This window comes from Pseudoalteromonas sp. NEC-BIFX-2020_002 (assembly GCF_013002825.1).
Classification (GTDB): Bacteria; Pseudomonadota; Gammaproteobacteria; order Enterobacterales; family Alteromonadaceae; genus Pseudoalteromonas; species Pseudoalteromonas neustonica.
The window spans coordinates 51997-72543 of sequence record NZ_JABEPJ010000018.1 but is presented as its reverse complement, the minus strand read 5'-3'; the positions used below and the strand labels follow the sequence as shown (position 1 = coordinate 72543).

Annotated in this window: 21 protein-coding genes; 7 read left to right on the top strand and 14 right to left on the bottom strand. The window is 39.7% G+C overall.

Annotation, left to right across the window (positions count from 1 at the left end; translation table 11 throughout):
* The first annotated feature begins 51 nt into the window (after positions 1 to 51).
* From HJP15_RS17525 to HJP15_RS17510, 4 genes are all read left to right on the top strand, one after another.
* Positions 52 to 1554, top strand: coding sequence for a tryptophan halogenase family protein (locus HJP15_RS17525; protein WP_170174252.1), 1503 nt, complete (start codon positions 52 to 54; stop codon positions 1552 to 1554).
* Positions 1555 to 1566: 12 nt separating this feature from the next.
* Positions 1567 to 4023 carry a penicillin binding protein PBP4B gene (gene pbp4b / locus HJP15_RS17520; protein WP_170174251.1) on the top strand — a complete coding sequence of 819 codons (2457 nt, stop codon included), beginning with the start codon at positions 1567 to 1569 and terminating at the stop codon, positions 4021 to 4023.
* Positions 4024 to 4159: 136 nt separating this feature from the next.
* Positions 4160 to 5536 (top strand): Na+/H+ antiporter NhaC family protein, encoded by a 1377-nt coding sequence (locus tag HJP15_RS17515; protein WP_054205363.1) that lies wholly within the window; start codon positions 4160 to 4162, stop codon positions 5534 to 5536.
* A gap of 700 nt (positions 5537 to 6236) precedes the next feature.
* The gene (locus HJP15_RS17510; protein ID WP_170174250.1) at positions 6237 to 7070 is read left to right on the top strand and encodes a glycoside hydrolase family 18 protein; all 834 of its coding nucleotides are present in this window, start codon (positions 6237 to 6239) and stop codon (positions 7068 to 7070) included.
* Positions 7071 to 7234: 164 nt separating this feature from the next.
* Here the strand turns inward: HJP15_RS17510 and HJP15_RS17505 are convergent, their stop codons facing one another.
* The 6 genes from HJP15_RS17505 to HJP15_RS17480 form a co-directional block, all read right to left on the bottom strand.
* A complete protein-coding gene (locus HJP15_RS17505) occupies positions 7235 to 8368 on the bottom strand; it encodes a PQQ-dependent sugar dehydrogenase (RefSeq protein ID WP_170174249.1) in 1134 nt (377 codons plus the stop codon).
* 830 nt (positions 8369 to 9198) lie between these two features.
* Positions 9199 to 10038 (bottom strand): DUF3037 domain-containing protein, encoded by an 840-nt coding sequence (locus tag HJP15_RS17500; RefSeq protein ID WP_170174248.1) that lies wholly within the window; start codon positions 10036 to 10038, stop codon positions 9199 to 9201.
* Positions 10035 to 10745, bottom strand: a complete 711-nt coding sequence (locus HJP15_RS17495) for a HipA family kinase (RefSeq protein ID WP_170174247.1) — start codon at positions 10743 to 10745, stop codon at positions 10035 to 10037. The genes HJP15_RS17500 and HJP15_RS17495 overlap by 4 nt, the downstream gene beginning before the upstream one ends.
* A 458-nt stretch (positions 10746 to 11203) precedes the next feature.
* Positions 11204 to 11803: a hypothetical protein gene (locus HJP15_RS17490; protein ID WP_170174246.1), complete on the bottom strand. Its 600-nt coding sequence runs from the start codon at positions 11801 to 11803 to the stop codon at positions 11204 to 11206.
* A complete protein-coding gene (locus HJP15_RS17485; protein WP_170174245.1) occupies positions 11790 to 12341 on the bottom strand; it encodes an RNA polymerase sigma factor in 552 nt (183 codons plus the stop codon). Before HJP15_RS17485 ends, HJP15_RS17490 begins: the two co-directional genes overlap by 14 nt.
* 36 nt (positions 12342 to 12377) lie before the next feature.
* Positions 12378 to 13016 carry an energy transducer TonB gene (locus tag HJP15_RS17480; protein ID WP_170174244.1) on the bottom strand — a complete coding sequence of 213 codons (639 nt, stop codon included), beginning with the start codon at positions 13014 to 13016 and terminating at the stop codon, positions 12378 to 12380.
* 166 nt (positions 13017 to 13182) lie between these two features.
* On the opposite strand from HJP15_RS17480, the gene HJP15_RS17475 reads away from it, so the two are divergent.
* The 3 genes from HJP15_RS17475 (at position 13183) to HJP15_RS17465 (ending at position 14789) form a co-directional block, all read left to right on the top strand.
* Positions 13183 to 13689 carry a DUF3087 domain-containing protein gene (locus HJP15_RS17475; protein ID WP_054453175.1) on the top strand — a complete coding sequence of 169 codons (507 nt, stop codon included), beginning with the start codon at positions 13183 to 13185 and terminating at the stop codon, positions 13687 to 13689.
* Between the two features lie 110 nt (positions 13690 to 13799).
* Complete coding sequence (locus HJP15_RS17470; RefSeq protein ID WP_170174243.1) at positions 13800 to 14312, top strand: hypothetical protein; 513 nt, start codon at positions 13800 to 13802, stop codon at positions 14310 to 14312.
* 261 nt (positions 14313 to 14573) lie between these two features.
* A complete protein-coding gene (locus HJP15_RS17465; RefSeq protein ID WP_054205374.1) occupies positions 14574 to 14789 on the top strand; it encodes a TIGR02450 family Trp-rich protein in 216 nt (71 codons plus the stop codon).
* A gap of 73 nt (positions 14790 to 14862) precedes the next feature.
* Here HJP15_RS17465 and gbpA read toward each other — a convergent pair whose 3' ends face one another.
* The 8 genes from gbpA to HJP15_RS17425 form a co-directional block, all read right to left on the bottom strand.
* Positions 14863 to 16332, bottom strand: coding sequence for an N-acetylglucosamine-binding protein GbpA (gene gbpA / locus HJP15_RS17460; RefSeq protein ID WP_170174242.1), 1470 nt, complete (start codon positions 16330 to 16332; stop codon positions 14863 to 14865).
* Between the two features lie 228 nt (positions 16333 to 16560).
* On the bottom strand, positions 16561 to 16782 hold the full coding sequence (locus tag HJP15_RS17455) for a helix-turn-helix domain-containing protein (protein ID WP_054205376.1): 222 nt from the start codon (positions 16780 to 16782) through the stop codon (positions 16561 to 16563).
* Positions 16782 to 17339 carry a DUF2975 domain-containing protein gene (locus HJP15_RS17450; protein WP_054205377.1) on the bottom strand — a complete coding sequence of 186 codons (558 nt, stop codon included), beginning with the start codon at positions 17337 to 17339 and terminating at the stop codon, positions 16782 to 16784. The genes HJP15_RS17455 and HJP15_RS17450 overlap by 1 nt, the downstream gene beginning before the upstream one ends.
* A 2-nt stretch (positions 17340 to 17341) precedes the next feature.
* On the bottom strand, positions 17342 to 18196 hold the full coding sequence (locus tag HJP15_RS17445) for an alpha/beta hydrolase (protein WP_170174241.1): 855 nt from the start codon (positions 18194 to 18196) through the stop codon (positions 17342 to 17344).
* Positions 18197 to 18527: 331 nt separating this feature from the next.
* The gene (locus HJP15_RS17440; protein ID WP_054205381.1) at positions 18528 to 18902 is read right to left on the bottom strand and encodes a hypothetical protein; all 375 of its coding nucleotides are present in this window, start codon (positions 18900 to 18902) and stop codon (positions 18528 to 18530) included.
* On the bottom strand, positions 18899 to 19267 hold the full coding sequence (locus HJP15_RS17435) for a hypothetical protein (RefSeq protein ID WP_170174240.1): 369 nt from the start codon (positions 19265 to 19267) through the stop codon (positions 18899 to 18901). The genes HJP15_RS17440 and HJP15_RS17435 overlap by 4 nt, the downstream gene beginning before the upstream one ends.
* 72 nt (positions 19268 to 19339) lie before the next feature.
* A complete protein-coding gene (locus tag HJP15_RS17430) occupies positions 19340 to 20122 on the bottom strand; it encodes a substrate-binding periplasmic protein (protein ID WP_410054811.1) in 783 nt (260 codons plus the stop codon).
* Positions 20123 to 20261: 139 nt separating this feature from the next.
* Positions 20262 to 20480 carry a hypothetical protein gene (locus tag HJP15_RS17425; protein WP_054205435.1) on the bottom strand — a complete coding sequence of 73 codons (219 nt, stop codon included), beginning with the start codon at positions 20478 to 20480 and terminating at the stop codon, positions 20262 to 20264.
* Positions 20481 to 20547 lie beyond the last annotated feature (67 nt).

Sequence of the window (20547 nt, the reverse complement as noted above, 5' to 3'; positions counted from 1 at the left end):
AGGGAGACTGGCTTAGCGTTGTCTGAGTCAGTCATTTTGTAGGAGTATTAAATGCACAATATTAAGCAAGTGGTTATTGCTGGTGGCGGATCTGCGGGATGGATGACCGCAGCAGCGCTGAGTAAACTACTTGGCGAGCATGTAAATATAACCTTGGTAGAATCAGCGCAAATAGGCACTGTTTCGGTCGGGGAGGCCACGATCCCGCAAATTCGTCAGTTTAATCAACTGATTGGTATTGATGAAAATGAATTTTTAAGTGCCACTTCAGGTACCTTTAAGCTAGGAATCGAATTTATTGATTGGGGACAAATAGGGCAGCAATACATGCACCCATTTGGGCCATATGGGGTTAACTTAAATGGTATTGCATTTCATCATTACTGGTTAAAAAGTGTAAAAAACACCAACCCAGCCCCAATATTAGATTATTGCCTCGAAGGGCATGCCGCTAAATTAAACCGCTTTGACCGTATCGTAGGGCAAACAACCAAAGGGCATAGCACCCTTAACTATGCATTTCATTTTGACGCTGTTAAATATGCCGAGTTTTTATCAACGCTGGCTATTAAACAAGGCGTTAAACATATCCAAGGCACTATTTTACAGGTAACCATTGAGCCAAGTAACGGCCATATAAAAGATCTTATTCTTGATGATGGTCAGGTGATCAGTGGCGAATTATTTATTGATTGCACCGGTTTTAAAGGGCGCTTGATCAACCAAGCTTTGCATGTTGGTTTTGAGTCATGGCAGCATTGGTTACCATGTGATAGCGCGATTGCGATTGCCAGCGAATCACTCCCAGAGTTAAAGCCTTACACCCAAGCCACCGCTCATAAAGCAGGGTGGCAATGGCAAATTCCGTTACAGCATCGTATTGGTAATGGGCGTGTATTCGCAAGCGGATTTACTAGTGCAGAACAACAAATCGCGCAGTTAGCCGCGCAGTTACCTTCCAAGGCGATGACTGAGCCACGCCAATTAAATTGGCAAAATGGTCGTCGTTTAAAAGCATGGCAAAAGAACTGTGTGGCCATAGGGCTATCTGCTGGCTTTTTGGAGCCGCTAGAGTCAACAGGGCTACAGTTTATTCAGTCGGCCATTTTACGGCTGATCAGTTTATTTCCTAGTTGTGCAATGGCGAAGGTGGATGCGGATACCTACAATAGATACACTGAACAAGAAATTACCGCTGTTCGTGACTTTATTATCTGCCATTACAAGGTAACAAAGCGCAGCGACAGTGAATTTTGGCGTTATTGCCAACACATGGATGTACCGAATACGGTAAGTGAGCGACTTGCTTTGTTTGCACAAAATGGCCGACTTTTCAGAGAAAACAATGAGCTATTTAATGAGCTTAGCTGGTTTTCAGTATTACATGGTCAAGGTATTGAGCCACAAGGTTATCATCCGCTGGTGAATAGTTTGAGCGATGCAGCTTGTGAGCAATATATGCAACAAATAAAAACCATGATCGGGCAAACCGCGCGCTCACTTCCTATGCACAGTGAGTATGTTGCTCGCCATTGCCGGTATTCTAAAAGTTAGGGTTTAAAAAGCATGATGACGTTTTTATTTTATTTAAAAAAACTGGGGATTTTTGCCAGTGCAGCCTTTTTAGTTAGCTGTGCTTCAACGCCTTATGAATTTACTCAGTCAGCTAATTATAGCCATCGCGTTAAATTTTTAGTGATGCATTACACCGCTATCAATTATGAAAAATCAATGCAGGTACTTGTCGAAGATGGCGGATTGAGTGCACATTATTTAGTGCCTGAGTCAAACGATCCGAGCTACCCAGATGACGAACTTAAAATTACGCAGTTAGTCGATGAGCATGACAGAGCATGGCATGCAGGGCGTAGTTACTGGCAAGGCAGAGAGGACTTAAACGACCAATCGATTGGTATTGAAATAGTTAACATACCAACGTGTCATTCCCCAGAACTAGAAGAGCATGAATTAGATATACAATTGCAAAATGATGCCTCAAAGCTGTGTATTTACCCAGATTATGATGCTAAACAAATGGCGTTATTAATCGAGTTAAGTCAGGAGATTTTAGCGCGCCACCCTGATATTGGACCAACGCAAGTTGTTGGGCATTCAGATATAGCGCCCAGTCGTAAAAATGATCCTGGTCCACGTTTTCCGTGGTATCAACTCTATCAAGCAGGGGTTGGCGCTTGGTATGACAACCACACGGTAGATAAATATTGGCAGCAATTTAGTGTCGTTAAACCCTCTATAGGTTTAATGCAAAGCGCTTTACGTGGCTACGGTTATGATGTGCAAGCGACGAATCAACTTGATCCGCAAACACTCGATACTTTAAGTGCTTTTCAAATGCATTTTTTACCATGGCACGTTAGTGGTAACGCCGATGCACGCAGTGGCGCAGTACTGTTTGCATTAATGGAAAAATACTTTCCTAAAAAAGCAACCAAATTAATGGCGCAGTATAATCAAGAGCAAACCACAGTTGAGCCGCAGCCAAAACAATTAGCCAATGCACAAGTGGTTGCGTTAATCCCCGAACGAGACCCAAGCACACGTTTATTAGTCAATAATCGTGGTACGTTTAAAGCCTACAAAGGCCGTGGCCAGCTAGTGATTGAAAACAACACCGCCACCAGTGCCGATATTTATATCAATGGCGAAAAAATCAATATAGCCAGCCCGCTTCAAGCAAATAAACAATACACATACAGTTTAAGTAAACGCACGCGTAACGGCGTTAACACGTACAAAGTGGACAATGTATTGCCCGAAGGCGCAAGTTTAACCTTACGCTTTGCCTACCCACAGCTGAAAAAAAGCGCCAATAATACATACAATTTTAGTGCTGTAGATAAACTTATTAATGATGATATTGCAGCGGGATTTCCAGGGGCAGTGTTAGGCGTAATAAAAGATGGAAAATTAATAAAACTAAGTAGTTATGGCGATGCAAAAAAATACCAACGCAATGGTACTGCAATGCAATCGCCGCAAAAAATGCAAATAGGCACCTTATTTGATATTGCGTCAAACTCAAAAATGTTTGCTACTAACTTTGCGCTTATGAAACTTGTAAGTGAAGGCAAGCTTGATGTAAATAAGCCGCTTTTTTACTACTTACCAGAGTTTAGAGGGCGCGGGCGAGAGCAACGCTTAGTAAAAGATTTACTCACCCACAGTGCGGGGTATCCTGCGGTGGTGGACTTTCATCGAAAAGACAATAAATTTGGTGAGCGATTTTTCTCGCAAAATAGCTTGCGGACTAAAAATTTACTGTTAACAGGCGTGCCGTTTATCGCAGGGCGCAATGTTAAGCACTTGTACTCAGATATAGACTACATGCTGTTAGGCGTGCTGATTGAACGCATTACGCAACAAGCGCTGGATCATTATGTTGAGGGGCAAATCTACCAGCCGCTAGGCTTGCAACACACATTGTTTAACCCGTTACAAAAAGGGGTTAGTAAACATACTATTGCTGCAACGGAGCTTGCAGGAAACAGCCGTGGTGGCCGAATTAGTTTTGATAATATACGCACCGACGTACTGCAAGGGCAAGTACACGACGAAAAAGCATTTTATGCACTTGGTGGCGTAGCAGGGCATGCAGGCTTATTTAGTACCGTAGAAGATCTTGGTGTGCTTTCGCAGTTGCTATTAAATCGCGGCGGTTATGGCGATAAACAAATATTTACCCCGCAAGTGCTCGATCAGTTTATAGCACCGCAAGCGAGTAATGAAACTTACGGACTAGGCTGGCGAAGAGCTGGGGAACATGCTCAAAAGTGGCATTTTGGTCCTTACGCAAGTCCACAAGCGTACGGCCATACTGGCTGGACAGGCACAGTAACCGTTATTGATCCTGCGTATGACTTAGCCATTATTTTACTCACTAATGCACGTCATTCGCCTATCAAGGGCAATGACACCCATTATGAATTTGTTGGTAAAAAGTTTGAGACCGGAAAATATGGCTCAGTAATCTCACTGGTTTATGAGGCTTTGCTTAATCATTAATGTAATCACTCATTAAAGCCACTAACTTAAATCACTAGTCGAATTAAGTTGAGTTTATTGTGCAACTGATTAAGCTAGTGGGCTTGTTTATAAATAATTATAACAGCGGCGCAGTCGCTACTAAAAAGGTTATTGTATGTCTTGGTATTCAATTTTACCGCCGTTGATAGCGATTTTGATCGTGTTTTGGCGCAAAGAAGTGATTATGGCACTGTTAGTTGCTGTTGCTTCTTCAGAGTTTTTACTCGCCCTACAAGGCGATGGAAATACGCTTTTTAACACATTTATAAATACCATAGAGCGTATTGTGGCGGTGGCTAGTTCACCGGGGAATAGCCGTATTTTGATTTTTAGTATTTTAATAGGCGCATTGCTTGCATACATTCGTGAATCTGGTGGTGTGGCAGCAACCGTTAATGTATTGATGAACAAAGGCGTCGCAAAAAGTAAACGCCAAGTTGGTTACTTAACGATGTTCTCAGGCGTAGCCGTGTTTATAGAATCTAACTTAAGTGTATTAACCTCGGGTATTTTATCTCGTGGCTTATTTGATAAGTTTAAAATGAGCCGAGCACGTCTTGCTTACATTATCGACAGTACCAGTGCACCGGTGTGTATTTTAATTTTGCTTAATGGTTGGGGCGCTTATGTACTTGGCTTGTTAGGTAATTATGAATTACCAGAGTCGGCGGTGTCGGTGTTATGGGGCAGTATTGGCTATAACTTTTACGCTATTATTACTTTATTATTAGTTTTTTATACCATCACCTTTGATAAAGTGCATGGCCCATTAAAAAAAGCAGAAGAGCAATTAGAGCACCAAAAAGCAGATGTACAAGAAGAGGTAAAAGGCACCAAAGCACGCTATATGCTAGTGCCACTTATTACACTGATTGGCAGCATGGTCGGCTTTATGTACTGGACCGGTAATGGCGATATTGCCAGCGGCAGTGGCTCTAAATCTGTACTGTATGCAACTATTTTAGCGTGTGTTGTCGCGTACTTTTTAATGATCAGTTCACGTCAATTTACTCATCATAAGCTGGTGGATATCGGCTTTAAAGGCATGGGTGAATTACTCCCGTTGGTGGCTATCGTGTTGTTATCGCTTACACTTGGCGCAAGCTTAAAAGATTTAGGCACCGGCGTATTTGTAGCGGGACTGGTGGGCGATTACTTACCTATATACTTAGTTGTTCCGGTGCTATTTTTAACTGGCGCGGTGATCTCATTCACGACTGGAACATCGTGGGGCACGTTCGCAATTTTAATTCCAATTGGCGTACCGCTCATTCAAGCGTTAGGTTTACCGCCTTCATTAGTGATTGCGGCAATCTTAGGTGGCGGTGTATTTGGGGATCATTGCTCGCCCATATCTGACACCAGCGCGGTATCGGCCATTGCCTCCGGTTGTGATTTACTCACCCACGTTAAAACGCAAATGCCTTACGCACTTTTTGGCGGCGCACTCACGTTTATAGCGTACTTAGTTACGAGCATTATTGTGCTGTAAATTTACAATAATTAAATTAGTGAGAACAAAAGCCTGCAAATTTGCAGGCTTTTTTGTTGCGCAGGCGCTGCTGCTTCAGAGTTTGTTGTAGGAGATGGCTTCAGCCACGAATGATTTAATAGCAGTGATACCCAATGGGCTTGGTTTAAATTGTAAGTCGCCCTTTAGGGCGAAAAAGTGCATTTCACCACAGAGGGAACAAAGGCGCTTCGCTGCACAGAGGCTAAATATTCGTTGTAGGAGATGGCTTTAGCCACGAATTTTTCACTTAAGCATCACTTGTCGGGATAAATCCGCGACCTACATTAATAACCTTATTCAAGGTTTTTCATGCTGGCGACGGCAGCTTTTAACAACAGCTAAATCGGGCTGCCGCTTCAGGATCCGTCGTAGGGGCTGGCTTTAGTCCGAAAAATTATCATATTATTCAACCGCTAATGTTTTTCATAATCTAATTAGGGATAAATCTCTGCCTAAATTAAGGGCACATATTACTTTTTTGATAAAAAGTAAATACAGGTTGTAGCTTCGAATAATTCTGGCACGTAACGTTTTCAGGCTTAAAATCAGAAGCGACTCTTAGCTTAAATAATTAACTGTAATATCATGTAATAACCGCTTTTTTGTATCTTGTTTATATTTAGTGACGAATAAAATGACAAACCTTAGTTTTAATATCACGAAAATAAAGGAATAAGTTATGAAAACGCAAAAAGTTGTTGGCTATTGTAGTAACTGGATCACTCAAGAAAGTTTAAAGTCGCAGATAGAAGGTTATACACACGTTATTTTTTCATTTTGGATATCACCTGAAGATGGGGTTTTAGGTGCAGCTGAAGCTGCCGCAAATGATCCAGAGCTTATACAATATGTTAAATCACTAGGGAAAAAGTGCATACTTGCAGCTGGTGGTGAAACTTATAACCCAAATGTGACTGATTCAGCACAGGCAAGAGAGTACGGCTTGGCACTTGCAAAATATGCATTAGAATACGGCTACGATGGCGTTGATTTTGATATCGAGAATATTACAGCCTCAGAAGCTTTAAATTGGCTGAGTGAGGCTACAGTGACAGCTGCAGAATATTCGAGTGAGCAAGGAGAAAAGTTAATTATTTCTCACGCACCACAAGGCCCATACTTTCCTGAATACAGCAAGTTAGAAGAGCTAACACATGGCTACATCGATTTTTATAATATCCAATATTACAATCAGGGAGCGTGGGAGTATCAAGCATATGAGTCATTTGAAATGTTATTTCCATTAAAATATCAGAATATAAGCAATCCGACTTCAATTGAAAGCATTGCATCTCAAGGTGTTCCGCCAGAAAAAATTGTACTTGGTAAACCTATTACTGAAAATGATCTAAGCTCTAGTGGGTTTATTCCACTAGATCAACTCGTCGTCATTATTCGTCAGGCGCAAAGTAAAAACATTGCTTTTGGTGGGGTAATGGGATGGAAAATTGATAGCGATATCGATGGATTATGGGGCCGAACAATTGCGGCTACTCTAAATACAGCCTCTTAAAGGTAGCTTGCTGTAGTGGAATAAAAAATCAAAGAGCTTTGGTTTTATCAATTAGCGCACCCGATACAAGTTAGGTGCGCTATTTTTATTCAGTTGCATTTTGGTGACGGGTTTTTTCGAATTCCCACTGATTTTTAAACACTTGAATTCAAGTATTACGCGCTCTATTTTGGCACTACGCGGTATATACCCATGCCGTCAATTCCTAGGTATAAATCGCCGTTGGGGTGAGTTGCAATACTGCGCACTCTGCCAGCGCCTTCAAACAATTTGCTATGACCGATAATATTGTTGCCATCGAGTTCAAGCATGACTAAGTGTGCAAATTTCATTGAACCAACCACGATATTGCCTTTCCACTGGGGGTATTTATCGCTACTAATAAATGCCATACCCGAAGGCGCGATAGACGGCACCCACACCCAGTCAGGTTTTTGCATCCCTTCGCGGGTGGTCTCATCGGTAATTTTACTGCCATTATAGTTGATACCGAAAGTAACTACTGGCCAACCGTAATTAGATCCTGGTTTGATAATATTGACTTCATCGCCGCCTTGCGGGCCATGTTCGTGGCTCCAAATCACACCCGTTTTTGGGTGCATCGCCATGCCTTGCGGATTCCGATGACCATACGAATAAATACTTTTGCGAGCGTTTTCGTCATTATAAAACGGATTTGATTTAGGGATTGTACCATCAGCATTAATGCGGTGTATTTTTCCTGCATCGTGCTCTAAGTTTTGTGGATGAACATCGCGGTTGCCACGATCGCCAACAGAGAAATACAAGTAACCGTCTTTATCAAATTCAAGGCGAGAGCCATAATGGAACGTTTTTGTGGTGTTAGGGCTGCCATCAAACAGTAGTTGCTGATCAATTAACGTCATGTCTTTTAAGCGTGCGCGCATTATAGAGGTGTTATAGCCTTCGTCATCTCCTTCATAGCCAGAGTAAGAAAAGTATATCCAGCCATTGTCTTTAAAGTTAGGATCAAGCTCCACATCAAGTAGTCCTCCTTGACGCTCAGCATGTACTTTAGGTACCCCTTTAATGGCTTTCTCTAGCAGTTTTCCATCACGAATAAGCCTAAGATCACCCGCTCTGTTTGTGACTAACAAGTCTTGTTCGTTAAGCCACACCATGCCCCAAGGAATTTGCACGCCTTTGGCAACTAATTCAAGTTCATACTTATCGGCACTCGCGGCAACGGGAATAGGCTGCTCTGGCTGAGCGAAGGTATGTAACGAGGTAAAGCTTATAATAGAGGCAACTAAACTGGTGTAAATACACTTTTTCATGACAGTTCCAATTTATGAACAACAATGACATTAGATTAGCGCGATACAAGCAAAATTGTTATTAACTTTCACTAAAGTGCGATTAGTTTCATAAAATGCAAGGTAAATGACAGGGGTGTCGCACTGGTGTTTTAGGTGATGGCTTCATCCGAAAGGTTTAACACCAATGATAGATTAACCACCGTAGGCGCTGAGCTTACTGACGCATGTGATTGGTAGGTTGGGCAGAGTGCAATGAAACCCAATGTTTTTTTAAATTGTAGGTCGCCCTTTAAGGGCAAAAAGTGCATTTCACCACAGAGGGAACAAAGGCGCTTCGCTGCACCGAGGCTACATATTGGTTGTAGGAGTAGGCTTTAGCCACGAATTTTTCACTTAAGCATCACTTGTCGGGATAAATCCGCGACCTACATTAATAACCTTATTCAAGGTTTTTCATGCTGGCGACGGCAGCTTTTAACAACAGCTAAATCAGGATGCCACTGCTTCAGGATCCGCTGTAGGAGATGGCTTTAGCCACGAATCTTTTCCACCCGAGCATCACGCTTGATCCTTCAAATAGCTAATTGATGTAAACGCCGTGTATTCGCGATCCATGTCGAAGTCACGGTTTTCATTTCATCTATGAACTGAATTATCTATGAACTGAATTACTCATCAATTACTTATTATCAGGGCGTAATGACGAGGAAGGGTGTTAAACGTGAGATTAGTTTTTGGTCTTGGCAAGGTGCAAGAACTAAATATTCTGAATATTTTCATTGCTTACTTTAGATTTTAAGGCGACCTATTGGTCGCCTTATTTGTTTGTTAAAAGCTACTAATTACAGCTATATTAGTTTAAATTCTTTGTCATCAAATGTTAAAGCAAACTCATAAATACTCTTTCTATCTTCAAATAAAGTAACATTAGCTTCTAGCTCTTTCATATTATTAGTTACTTCTTCATAAGCTTGAATGAGCTCGAGTCTTTCTGATTTAGGCTTCTCTAGTGTAAAAAGCATATTGTGTGCTGTAACAGTTTTAGCTTGTATCAGTCGTTTGACTCGATTAATCCACTGCTCACCATGCTCAATAAGAGCTAATGGCTTAGTATGATTAAATGACAGAGGTTTAATCACTTTAGTTATATGGCAGTCCTTAGAAACAAATGGCATATCAATTTGTACACCAAGATCTCCAGATAGCTTTTGTTGGGTATATTGAACTCCAATGATATTCTTTTTCAAGTCCTGTCTTAAAGCTTTAACCATTTGCTGTTCACGGTATTCCTTTGTTACAAAGTTTCTTGCAATGTATTTACTGTAAAGCTGCTCTAAAGCTAATTTGGGATCTTCATGTAAAAGTGCCCTTGTTTCACTAAAGCTAATAATACCTTCTCTGAATCGGGTGACCTCTTCTAGTAATTCGACTTGTTGCTCACCATAAAATCTATTACCAAGCTCCTTAACTCGAGTTAGCTCTTTTTCAAAAGTAATGAGAGCGTGTCTATAAAGTTCACCGTTAAGGTCGTCAAAAAAGTCAGTGACACGAGAGAACCTTTTCGGCGCTAATTTAAAGTCAATAAATCCATTCTTAGGAGTGAAAAGCAGTACTCCAACATTTGCAAACTCTTGAGTTTCAGAGAACGGTATAAAACGTACAATTGCATATTTACATAGATATTTCATCGAATGTCCTCCCAAAAGTTTGATTGTTGAAATTGGTTTAATACTACGACTATTTCATTCTGAATACTATTCAAATCGTAGTGCTCTAGCCACTCTTCTGGTAATGTGTTAATTGCATCATTAATTATAGTCATAGAACTAAACATTCTTTGTTTATATTCATCTTCATTCAAAAGAAGTAGTTGTGGAGCTTGCCAAGCATTTCTACCTATATGTACAGACTTATGGCTTGCTAGCGAGAATTCTGTCTCGAAAGAGAGGTTATGGTCAAGGACAAATACATTTTTATTTAGGGGTTCGTGAAATAAATTAGGGTTACCACCCAGTTGAGTTAAATTACGGTCATCATTTTTAATCCAATAATCAAAAATATATAGATCTCGCAATATATCTTGAGGTAAAGAGTCCACCTGTGAAAAAGTAACGTCTTGTATATTAGGGATGAATTTAGAAGCAAAGCACATACCTGAACCTAAGTCATCATAGCCATATTCTACAAGAGCATCATCTACATAAATAAGATCAAAATCAGGGTTTGGTAAACCAAACTCTCTACACAAATGCGCAGCTATCCATTCTTTAATGAGTCCTTCAGGCGTAGCACGATAACCTTTAACAATATATTGGGAGCCATCATCAGCATTACACAAGAAAGGGGCAGTTTGCCCTTGTTTCATCTGTCTAACAATTTCATTGACTGCTAACATTAATTTCCTTCCGAGCTTGTAGCGCTAGTTAGTTTTTTCAATACATCAATTTAAGTTTACACGCTTGTTTGATCGATAACTACTCATGGTATGGAGTGTTTTTCTACAGTTACTATTCATACTATGACTTACTTCAAAAACATGAACAAAAAAAGTGGGGCCGCAAGGGTAGCTGTAGGTATACCGTTTGTTTTGAAAGCTTAACCTACTCAATAAAAGCTGAGGTTGCTCAATATTAACCGATCATATATAGAGAAACTATGCTCCAAAACATATTTGGATATATTAAAGTTGATTACAACAAGAAGATAAGGCATATTTCGTTTGGGTATTTAAGCCCTGAGAAATATGAACAACTGAATGTCGCTTAACCAAATGTCCGCTCTGACTGGATAAGAACTATGACTGCCTTATTTTATATAACTCCTAAAAACCTTTTTATTTTATATTAATATCTGCTACCCCCTACACATCTTCACCCCGTTCCCTGCATGCTTGAGTGCGATTATATGCCCTTGGCCATTGTGGGCCATGGCGAGCATGTCGCCGATATTTATATCACTTTCAACAGCGTGTTTGGTTTTTAAGCTATTCAATAACGAGTCTTTTATTTGAATGAGTACTTCGCTGTGGCAGCTGGCGATGTACCAGTCGTTGTCTACTTTAACTAATTGCCCGTATTCAATATAGCGCTGTTGGTGTAGGCGCAGGTCGCTGGCGAGTTTGTCGTCGAGCTGTTGTTTTTGGCTAGTTATTTCACTTGAATAACTGCCCGTATTATCTACTTGGTGAACTTCAATAAAATGATAGCCGCTGTGTTGCATGGCAAAGGTGTTGCGCGATTCGTCATGAACAGGGGTGTTAAATACGGTAAAACCCAATACTACTAATGCGCAGGCGAGGCCGGTCATTTGCAGGGGTAATAAAAAGCGGGCTGGCTTTTTAATTGGTGCTTTAGTTAATAGTGCATGCTGCTCTGGCGTTAACGTGTGTGCTTTTTTACGCTCGCTAAAATGCTGTTTAAGCTGTTGGTCAAATTGCTCGTTATGCTTGTTCATCGTCAGCTCCTATTATTATTTTTAAGTTTTGTTTTGCATAACGTAGCCGTGTTTTAACGGTTTCATGGTTGCTTTGGGTGATCTGTTGTATGTCTTCAAGCGAGAAGCCTTCTTGCTGTAAGCTAAGCGCTTCGCGTTGTACAAAGCTCAATTGCATGAGTGCACTATTAAAGGCGGCATAGTCAAAGGTCTGTTCGCTATTTGGAGCGACGATGACTGTGTTGTCTTCGAGTTCAACAAAGCGCTGCTGCTTACGAAACTCGTCAATTAATGCATTACGTGCTAGGCGAAAAAGCCACGCTTTTGGGTTGTCTTGCGGTTGATAATACTTACGTTTTTCCATCACTTTGAGCCATGTTTGTTGGCTAATATCAAAAGCGAGTTGCTCGTTACTTTGGGTCACTAAATAGTGATAAAGATCATTGCCAAACAGGGCGACGAGCTTAGTTAAGTGGCGATTGTCGCCACTTTTTGCGTAGTCAGCCAAATGATCTTTATTTGGCTGACTAATAAACCATGATTTTAAGCTCGCGATCATAGGCACCTTACTTTGTTTATTATTGAGTGTGCTTTTTTATTGAGTTTGATCTAATTTAAAATCAAGCTGTACACTTTGGTTTGTTTGCACTTGTGCTACGCCATCAATCACTTTTGGGCGGTATTTCCAGCGCTTTATTGCGCGTAGTGCTTCGCGGTCAAAAATACGTTTAGGTTCGGCATTCGTTACTTGTGCGTCAATTACTTCACCCGTTGCAGATACATTAAAGCTTAATTGTACCCAACCTTCAATCCCTTCACGCGCGGCTACGGGTGGGTATTTGGGATTTATACGTACAATGGGAGTGGCATCGCCAGTTGGGCGTTGTAAGGTGGCTTTAATATCGCCGCCTACTTTGCCAATGTTTAAGTCTGGCGTAAATGTGCCAGTAATAATATTAGTGTCTATGCTTGGCGGATTACGCTGCGGTGTTTTTGGCGGCGTTTGCATTTTAGGTGGTGGCGGTAATGTTTGCTTTTGTTGTACTTTTGTATCTTCTGGAGCTTGAAACATTTCTACAGTGATTGTGTCGCCGTTGTTTCTTGGGGCGCGCTGTTCGCCGCTTATTAAATACTGCATAAATGCAAATGCGGCAAAGGTCATTAAGCCACCGCCAATAATCGCGGCTGATGTTTTTAACGCTACGGGCTGTTGTGGGATTGTAAGTGTGTGCATAAGCATTTCCTGTGTTTGTTATACCCAAGCATCTGGGCGTTTCACAGGTAAAACGGTTGTTAAATCAAAAAGGGGTGAAATATTTTTAAAAAGTTTCGTCATTGCGTGTAGTGATTGGCTACAATGGCGGCTGAATCCTTTTTGTTTTTAATCTTATTAGGCTGTTATGCAACTTATTCAAATTGATAAAGCTCGTTATCGTAAGCATTTAAATCGCGTTATTATTGGCTGTGGCCTTGCTTTGGCCGTTGGCAGTTTGGCTATTTCACAAACTCTTATTGCTTTGTTTCCTGATGAAAGCGGCAGCCATTTTCATTGGAATTTAATTGGCGTGGTTATTACGAGCTTAATAATTGGCTGGGCACTTAATAAATACCGTACTCACGATTATATGACTGAAGTTGTTTATGTGTGGGAATTAAAACAAGCGCTTAATAAAATAACCCGTAAATTGGCAAAATTAAAAGCCGCAGGGCGAGAAGGTAATCCTGATGCGCTATTAGCTATTCATTATAGTTATGCGGGCTCGCGTTTGTTATGGCAGCTTGACGATAACACCATCACTATGGATGAGCTTGCTATTAAACAAGCAGAGCTAGATAGTGTGGCGGCTAAATTTAATGTGAGCTTAGACGCTAATAACTACGATCCTGCAATTTTAAAGCAGTTTTAAAGCAGTTTTAAGTAATATACCCATGAAAAAAATTGAAACAATCTTACTTGTTTTAGTGAATTTAATTAGGTTATTATCAAAAAACATACAATTATAAATGGTTTATTTAAATGAAATTAATTTTTGCAACAACATTGCTTTTTTTATCAGGCGCAAGCCATGCAAACGATGTTAGTTTTTCGATTGGCGGTGGTTACCCTTACGTCGCAGTGCCTGAGATTTCTTTAGCGACAAATGAGGGAGCACAGCGTTGGTATGCTAATTATAAAATTGGTTTAGATGATGGCTTTTCGGCTGGTTTTGAACATGCCTTAACGAGCGATAAAAAACATGCCGTAGGTATTGTTGTTGGTGCATTAGGTGTGCAGGATGATGGTCATCAATGCCCTTTAGAATCTGAAGATGACAGTATTGGCGATGCATTTGGTAATATTTTTGGCTGCGCGGCATCTGGGATATTTGATAGAGAGACCACCAATGGTGTAGGCGTGAGTTATAGTTACCTTTTTAGTGGTTTAAATGAAGGCGGTTGGCGTGTTCGTTTGGAGTTAGGTTATGGCGAAGGCACTAACAGTAACGAAAGTCGCGCAGATGGCGGTGTGAGTATTAGTTACGAGTTTTAATATTAGTTTCAAGTAATAATTGAGTAGGCTTTAATAATAAATTTCAGCCTACTCAAACACTATTAACAGCCTTCTACTGTTTAACCTTCCTTTTTGTTATATAACACCTAAGTTCGTTCTTCTGTTTCAGTTTCTTAAATTAATAATAAGTCCGTTTGTGCATTATAATCGGTTGTTAAAAAATGCTGGTTAAATAAAACGAAATGGCCTGGCTTTACGTATTGAAGCAAATAAAACTGCTGCATTGTTTAGGAAGTTGCTGTGAATAAAATAAATCCAAAAAAATTACGAAATAGTAAGTGGACGGCTGTTAAGCCAATTAATAAAGAAAAACACTTTATTATTGTTGATATGGAATTTGATGAAGAGGGCGCTGTAGTGGCTTGTGTTATTGAGGCGGTTATGTCAAAACGAGCGGTTGAAATCGATTGGCGCGATTTAAAAGACACCGCTAATTGGTTACAAGGTTGGCGGTAATACAGTTGATTAAAATTGAAAAACCACCAGCGTTATCACTGGTGGTTCGAGAATCTAGATAAAATAGCGATTACTATTTTAATTCAATCCACGCCATGTTCCAGTAAAGACCTACACCAGGCTCATACTGATTTGAACCTTCAGACCACTGTACGCAATAACCATTGTATGGCCATGGCTTACACTGATAAACCTTACCATTTTTAGGTTGTAACACGATTGTATTAGCTTTGTAGCTGCTTAAATTTTCAGGGAAAATAAAGTCAGCATCGGTGTTTGGTGGCGTCACTGGTGGAACGGGTTCTCCCGGCGTACCAGTGCTTTGTTCTGCAATATTTAAGTGGAACGATTTTTTGTCGGTAGTGCCATTGTGTGCAACATAGCTAATTACTAAATTGTAGTGACCAGCTTGGGCATGAGGGTAATCTAACGTGAGTTGTGATTGCCCCGCATCCACTTGATACGTTTTACTTTGCACACTGTTATATGACTTGTTTAATGTTGCAGAAATAACGGCTTTAGTGCTGATATTAATAGTAAAATCAAAACTAATAGCGCCATCTTTGATGACGTAGTTATGGGCTAAACCACTCACAGTAAAGTTTGGTTTAGGCAGTGGCGCCATTTCAAAAGCAAGCTCAACTGAGCTTATGCCAGAGTTACTTTGTGCGAAGATTTCATTGCGACCAGAGATTGGCTCAATATTTTTATCTTCATTAAGTTGACCTGCTTGTAGCCATGACTGTGACTCGTTAATTTTTTGCGCTAAAGCAAGGGTCCAATTTTCACTAAGACCTTGCTCTGTGGTTGTTATTTCTAACACGGTTTGTAAAGAGGGTAATTCTTTAGAGTCACCAAATACGCGAGTTTTTACTTTATCGCCTACTTTTAAATCACGACCAGTGCCAATATCGCCTACATCTTGCCACGACACATTGCTGGTATCACCGTTATCGATCATCACATCAACAACATTATAAAAGCTCATTGGAGTATCTGCTACATCCCATACGCCCAGTACAATGTGGTAACCGCTACGATCTGACGGTACGTTACACAGATGTGTTAATTGACGCGGTGGCTGTTTGTTGTAGCTTTGGTATTCGCAAAAAGGAACCGCTTCAAATTGGTCGCGGGTTAATGGGCTATTAGGGTTCCACGATTTTTTAGTAATAAAATAACGCCAGTCACGAGATGAATGAGCGGCTGTTAGTGTCCAGCTAAACTCATTTGGACCCGCTTTAATATGGCGTTTTGTCCAGCGATTGATTGATTGACTGTCAAGTTGACCAAATCCGCGAAGGCCTGCACTGGCAATATGACCATCAACAGGGCCTGATTCAGGGAAACGATCTAGCCCTTCTAGGCTTTGTGGTTCATAAACAACATTGCCGCAATTGGCGTTTTCGCGTAGGCGGCATAAGTAGCCACGAGATTCTGGTTTAGAAATATAACCATGGGCTGATGCGGTATTTGAAACAGGAAGTAACATTGCTAATGCCAACGGTGATATTGCGAGCAATGTTTTATGTAGTATGTTCATTGTGATCCTAAAAAAGCTAAATGTAATTTAATTTGACGCGCAGAATAAGCACAAAAATGTACCTTAAGTTTATTCTGCTCGTACCTTTTATGGTAACTTTGAGGTGTGCTTTACACAATAAGCTTTAAGTTTGAAAAGTAGAGGTTAGGTGTGTTTTTTAGTTGTAATGGGTTGGTTTTTTTGTGGCTGGTAGTTATTTGGTGTTGTATTTTTCTCTAAAACATTAAATTAGAGCTCGTTGTGATCTTGTGTGTCGTAACGTAATAGGTCGCCTGGTTGGCAATCAAGGTGTTGGCAAATAGCGTCTAAAGTACTAAAACGAATCGCTTTTGCGCGGCCAGCTTTTAATACTGATAAATTTTGTGGGGTAATGCCAATTGCATTTGCAAGCTCGCTAGATTTCATTTTTCTCTTCGCGAGCATTACGTCTAAATCGATAATAATTGCCATTAAATTACTAACTCTTGTTCTTGTTGTAATTGGTGTGCTTGTTTCATTACCCACGCGATGACGTAAATAATTAATCCAGCTAACAAACCAATAATGTCTGTGTCATTAATTGACACCATTCTACCAAGTCCACTGCCGGTTACATAATTAAGTAGTGTAAAAAGTAGTGCGGGGTAAATGGCAACAATAATAAATTGAGCAAGTAAAACAGTACCAAGCCAAGTAAAGCAGCTAATATTTTTTGGGTTAAAAAAGAGTCCTTGGCGATAAAGGTAAAATAACCGAATCAAAATAATATTAATTAAAATAAAAGGCAGTAGTTGCAGTAAACCTAACCAAATTACAGCATTGAAGTTACTTTGTGTTAGTTGTTTAGCGGCTGATGCCCATGATCCGCTTACCTCAAGCCCAATCCACATGTTAGTGCCGTTTTCTTGGCTAAAATTTAATAGTGGGGTATCGCTGATCAGCACAATTACAGTGGTAATGAGCATCGTGAGTAAACTGAGCAATAGCAGCGTTAAAATGATATTGCTCATCCAAATTATTTTTTTCATTGTTATAGACTATTTGGCGTTAATTGGGCTAATAATACCTCATAATGCTTTTTAAGTTCAGCACCATCTAGTGCATCACCGTGATGTTTTCCCTGTGCGATATATAATTGTTTATGTTTTGATGCTGAATGCGCGTAAAGATCTTTAGCAAGAGAGCTTGGCGTTTGTGTGTCTTTTTCGCCTGTAATAATAAGTAAAGGTGCAGTGTATTGCTCCATGACTTTAAGGTTATCAATCTTGCGTAACTCAGGTGAGTAGCTCAGCTCAATAAAAGGCTTTGCGTACCAAGGGATACGAGATTGTGTCATTTGCTCTACATTGGTTACACTGCCTTCAAGTACTAGGGCTGCGACACTTCGTTGGCTGGCAACATAACTTGCTATCATGCTTCCTAATGAGTGACCGTGAACAATAATAGGCGCATTAACAAGTTCACTGTGTTGCTTTGCAAAATCAAAAACGGTTAACGCATCCTGCTTTAAATTATCAATAGTGGGTTTCCCGTCACTAAGCCCATAGCCTCTGTGATCGATCATTAATATATTCGTTTGTAAAGGCAAAAGTGCCGTTGCAGGCTCGGCCCCGGCTATATTGACTCTAAATTGATTGCCACCAAAATATAGAATAGTTGCTTTAGCATTATCTATGGTTATTAACGTTCCTCTTAATTGAATACCATCTTGGCTAGCAATCGTTATAAGTTGTGTTTTTGCTGAGCGATTAATAGCTTTCAGATCAGAGAGTTGTATCCGTTTATCTGGCTTAATAAAGTGAGACTCTTTAAGGCTTATGGTAGTACAGGCTGCTTGGCTAAATAGCAGTAGAGTAAGTGATATTTTGATAATTATTTTTAACATGGTAGCTCCTTTAAAAAATTTAATATGTCAGGTTCGTTACTTTTAATCAATCAAAAGTTATCGTTTAGCGGTAATTTTATTGTTTTAAACTTCAATGTTCCACCACTGTAGTTATAAATGTGATGATGAAATTAACCAAAAAATGGCTGATTTAATAAGTAAAGAGGAAGGTGATTAAGCTTTTATTAAAGAAGTTTTATAGTTTGGTAAGTAATAGGTTTTTTATTTTTTCAACCTTGTAAACTTTTACTTGTGTAAGTATTTAACGAATAAGTTGGATAGTATTGAGTATCGCCGCTAGAGGGAGATTGATTGTCAGAGCATAAGTTAACTATTTTTTACTGCGCGGAGCTCCTAGTACAATAGCCGTTTGGCAAATGCATACCGATAAAAATGCGCTGACACCCAATGCCCCCCCAAAGTTATTAAATCTCGGTATTAAATGTTCAAACAGTACTGAAAAAATCAAACTGGCTGAAAATAAAGTGTAAATACCAAAGCGTTTAGGCGCACTCATGCCGATGAAGGTACCGCCAAAAAAAATTGCACTGTAAAGCTGTGCATCAACGTCACTCAAGCTCAATAGCAGATAAGCGCTAATTGATAAGATTGCTGATGCACGAATGGCATCAAGACGATTGTGTTGTGCTAGGTAAAAAGTTAAGAATGCGCCAAGTAACGCAAGTAGTGCAGATATAAGGCTCATAAAACAATCCCCTTAGCTAATACAAATAGAGCTACACTGACAAATGCAATACTTCCCAATCTACCACCAAAGCCTGTAAATAGCTTTGTTGTTAATACATACAAAATTGCGCCAATCAATGAAATAATGGCAAGCTCCCAGTAGCTACTTATTAAACCCTGTGAACACATACCAGCAAAGCTCCCAGCATAAATAGCCGCATATGGGTGATTACCAGAGCTTTTTGGAAAAGGAATAAAGCTACCAATAAGCCCTGTAAGGCAAGATGCAATAACCACAGGTACCATAAATTGTGTATGTAAGGTGTAACACGCAATAGAGCCCATAAAAAAAGCAATGTATTTTAGGATGAAAAATTTGGTCATAGCGCAGTGTTAAAAATAGGGCTTACTTGTAGTTTTAAACAGTAAAGCATTTTATTGTTAGGATCATTCATTTTATTTTACGATGTTTAAATATGGTTGTTCGGTTGCTATTTGTTTTTCAGGTTCAGGTAACTGCCATTTTTTTAAAATTGCTTGATATTGGCCACTCTCTTTTATTTGTTCAATCGCTAGCTTAATTGCTGATGCCGTTTGCTCATCTAGATTTTTGTTTGCAGCAAAGTAGAGTGTGGAAGGATAATCAGTTAAATGAACATGCTTTTTTACTTGGTTAGGGTCTAAACCAATAAGTTTTAATTCATTTTGTAATGTGAGTGTGTTAGTTAAAACAAAATCAACTCGGCCTTTATAAAGCATATTCCACAATTGAGAGTAATTACTTACGAGTACTAAGTTATTACTCTCATCAAAACCAGCACTTCTAAGATAATGCTCGCTTGAGTAACCCCTAATCGTACTGACCCTGTAAGCTCTTGCGGCTTGAAGTGAGGGGGTCGAGTATTTAAAATCCTTTAGGCTTACTAAATATGCATCTGCAAAATAGACTTGACCGAGCCATTGAAACTGACTTTCACGAGTTGGATTTTTTAATAACGACATCATGATGATATTTGGGTGTGTTTCAAATTCATGAAAAGCGCGTGCCATTGGCATTATTTCAAATTTACCCGTTAATTTTGCTTTTTTTAAAACGGCTTTTGAAATATCCACTAAAGCACCAACCACTTCACCTTCACTATTTTTGAAGTGATAAGGAGGTAAGTCTTCAGCTACGAATGTTAACGATGTTGCTAAACCAAATGGGCTGTACAGTAGTAAAATGAAGGTTAGTAGCAGGTTGCGCAATATAAATGCTCTCTTTTTAAACAAGCAGAGTGCAGTTTAGTGAAAGTTAGCCTAAAGGTATAGAAATTATTAAAATACTTTATTCTTTATTCGTATTTTAACCACAAGTAATGAATTTTTATATACTCTTTTAGGTAACTTCTTTGCCTTCATGCCTGGCTGCTAAATCATCGAGCTCTGCGCATGTGTAGTCAAATTCTGCACTGTCAAAGTAATAGCTAACCTTAACATCAAAACCACCATTTAAAAGTGTGGTTTTTACATCTGCAATAGGCCAGTGTTTTAATTCATTTAAAAAACGGTTAGCTACTTGACCTGACTGGAAACGATAGCGAATTTCTGATTTCATATTTAATAAGTGTAATTTAAAGCTATTTATCTCGTAGTTTGTGGATTTGGCAGGTTTAGTCAAGTTT

What these genes read in the sequence shown, in the direction of transcription:
- HJP15_RS17485 (WP_170174245.1), bottom strand. Translation starts at nt 12,341, where the DNA reads ATGATCGCGAGCTTAAAATCATGGTTTATTAGTCAGCCAAATAAAGAT.
- HJP15_RS17505 (WP_170174249.1), bottom strand. Translation starts at nt 8,368, where the DNA reads ATGAAAAAGTGTATTTACACCAGTTTAGTTGCCTCTATTATAAGCTTT.
- HJP15_RS17475 (WP_054453175.1), top strand. Translation starts at nt 13,183, where the DNA reads ATGCAACTTATTCAAATTGATAAAGCTCGTTATCGTAAGCATTTAAAT.
- HJP15_RS17500 (WP_170174248.1), bottom strand. Translation starts at nt 10,038, where the DNA reads ATGAAATATCTATGTAAATATGCAATTGTACGTTTTATACCGTTCTCT.
- HJP15_RS17445 (WP_170174241.1), bottom strand. Translation starts at nt 18,196, where the DNA reads ATGTTAAAAATAATTATCAAAATATCACTTACTCTACTGCTATTTAGC.
- gbpA (WP_170174242.1), bottom strand. Translation starts at nt 16,332, where the DNA reads ATGAACATACTACATAAAACATTGCTCGCAATATCACCGTTGGCATTA.
- HJP15_RS17495 (WP_170174247.1), bottom strand. Translation starts at nt 10,745, where the DNA reads ATGTTAGCAGTCAATGAAATTGTTAGACAGATGAAACAAGGGCAAACT.
- HJP15_RS17525 (WP_170174252.1), top strand. Translation starts at nt 52, where the DNA reads ATGCACAATATTAAGCAAGTGGTTATTGCTGGTGGCGGATCTGCGGGA.
- HJP15_RS17490 (WP_170174246.1), bottom strand. Translation starts at nt 11,803, where the DNA reads ATGAACAAGCATAACGAGCAATTTGACCAACAGCTTAAACAGCATTTT.
- HJP15_RS17455 (WP_054205376.1), bottom strand. Translation starts at nt 16,782, where the DNA reads ATGGCAATTATTATCGATTTAGACGTAATGCTCGCGAAGAGAAAAATG.
- HJP15_RS17480 (WP_170174244.1), bottom strand. Translation starts at nt 13,016, where the DNA reads ATGCACACACTTACAATCCCACAACAGCCCGTAGCGTTAAAAACATCA.
- HJP15_RS17440 (WP_054205381.1), bottom strand. Translation starts at nt 18,902, where the DNA reads ATGAGCCTTATATCTGCACTACTTGCGTTACTTGGCGCATTCTTAACT.
- HJP15_RS17515 (WP_054205363.1), top strand. Translation starts at nt 4,160, where the DNA reads ATGTCTTGGTATTCAATTTTACCGCCGTTGATAGCGATTTTGATCGTG.
- HJP15_RS17435 (WP_170174240.1), bottom strand. Translation starts at nt 19,267, where the DNA reads ATGACCAAATTTTTCATCCTAAAATACATTGCTTTTTTTATGGGCTCT.
- HJP15_RS17450 (WP_054205377.1), bottom strand. Translation starts at nt 17,339, where the DNA reads ATGAAAAAAATAATTTGGATGAGCAATATCATTTTAACGCTGCTATTG.
- HJP15_RS17510 (WP_170174250.1), top strand. Translation starts at nt 6,237, where the DNA reads ATGAAAACGCAAAAAGTTGTTGGCTATTGTAGTAACTGGATCACTCAA.
- HJP15_RS17425 (WP_054205435.1), bottom strand. Translation starts at nt 20,480, where the DNA reads ATGAAATCAGAAATTCGCTATCGTTTCCAGTCAGGTCAAGTAGCTAAC.
- pbp4b (WP_170174251.1), top strand. Translation starts at nt 1,567, where the DNA reads ATGATGACGTTTTTATTTTATTTAAAAAAACTGGGGATTTTTGCCAGT.
- HJP15_RS17470 (WP_170174243.1), top strand. Translation starts at nt 13,800, where the DNA reads ATGAAATTAATTTTTGCAACAACATTGCTTTTTTTATCAGGCGCAAGC.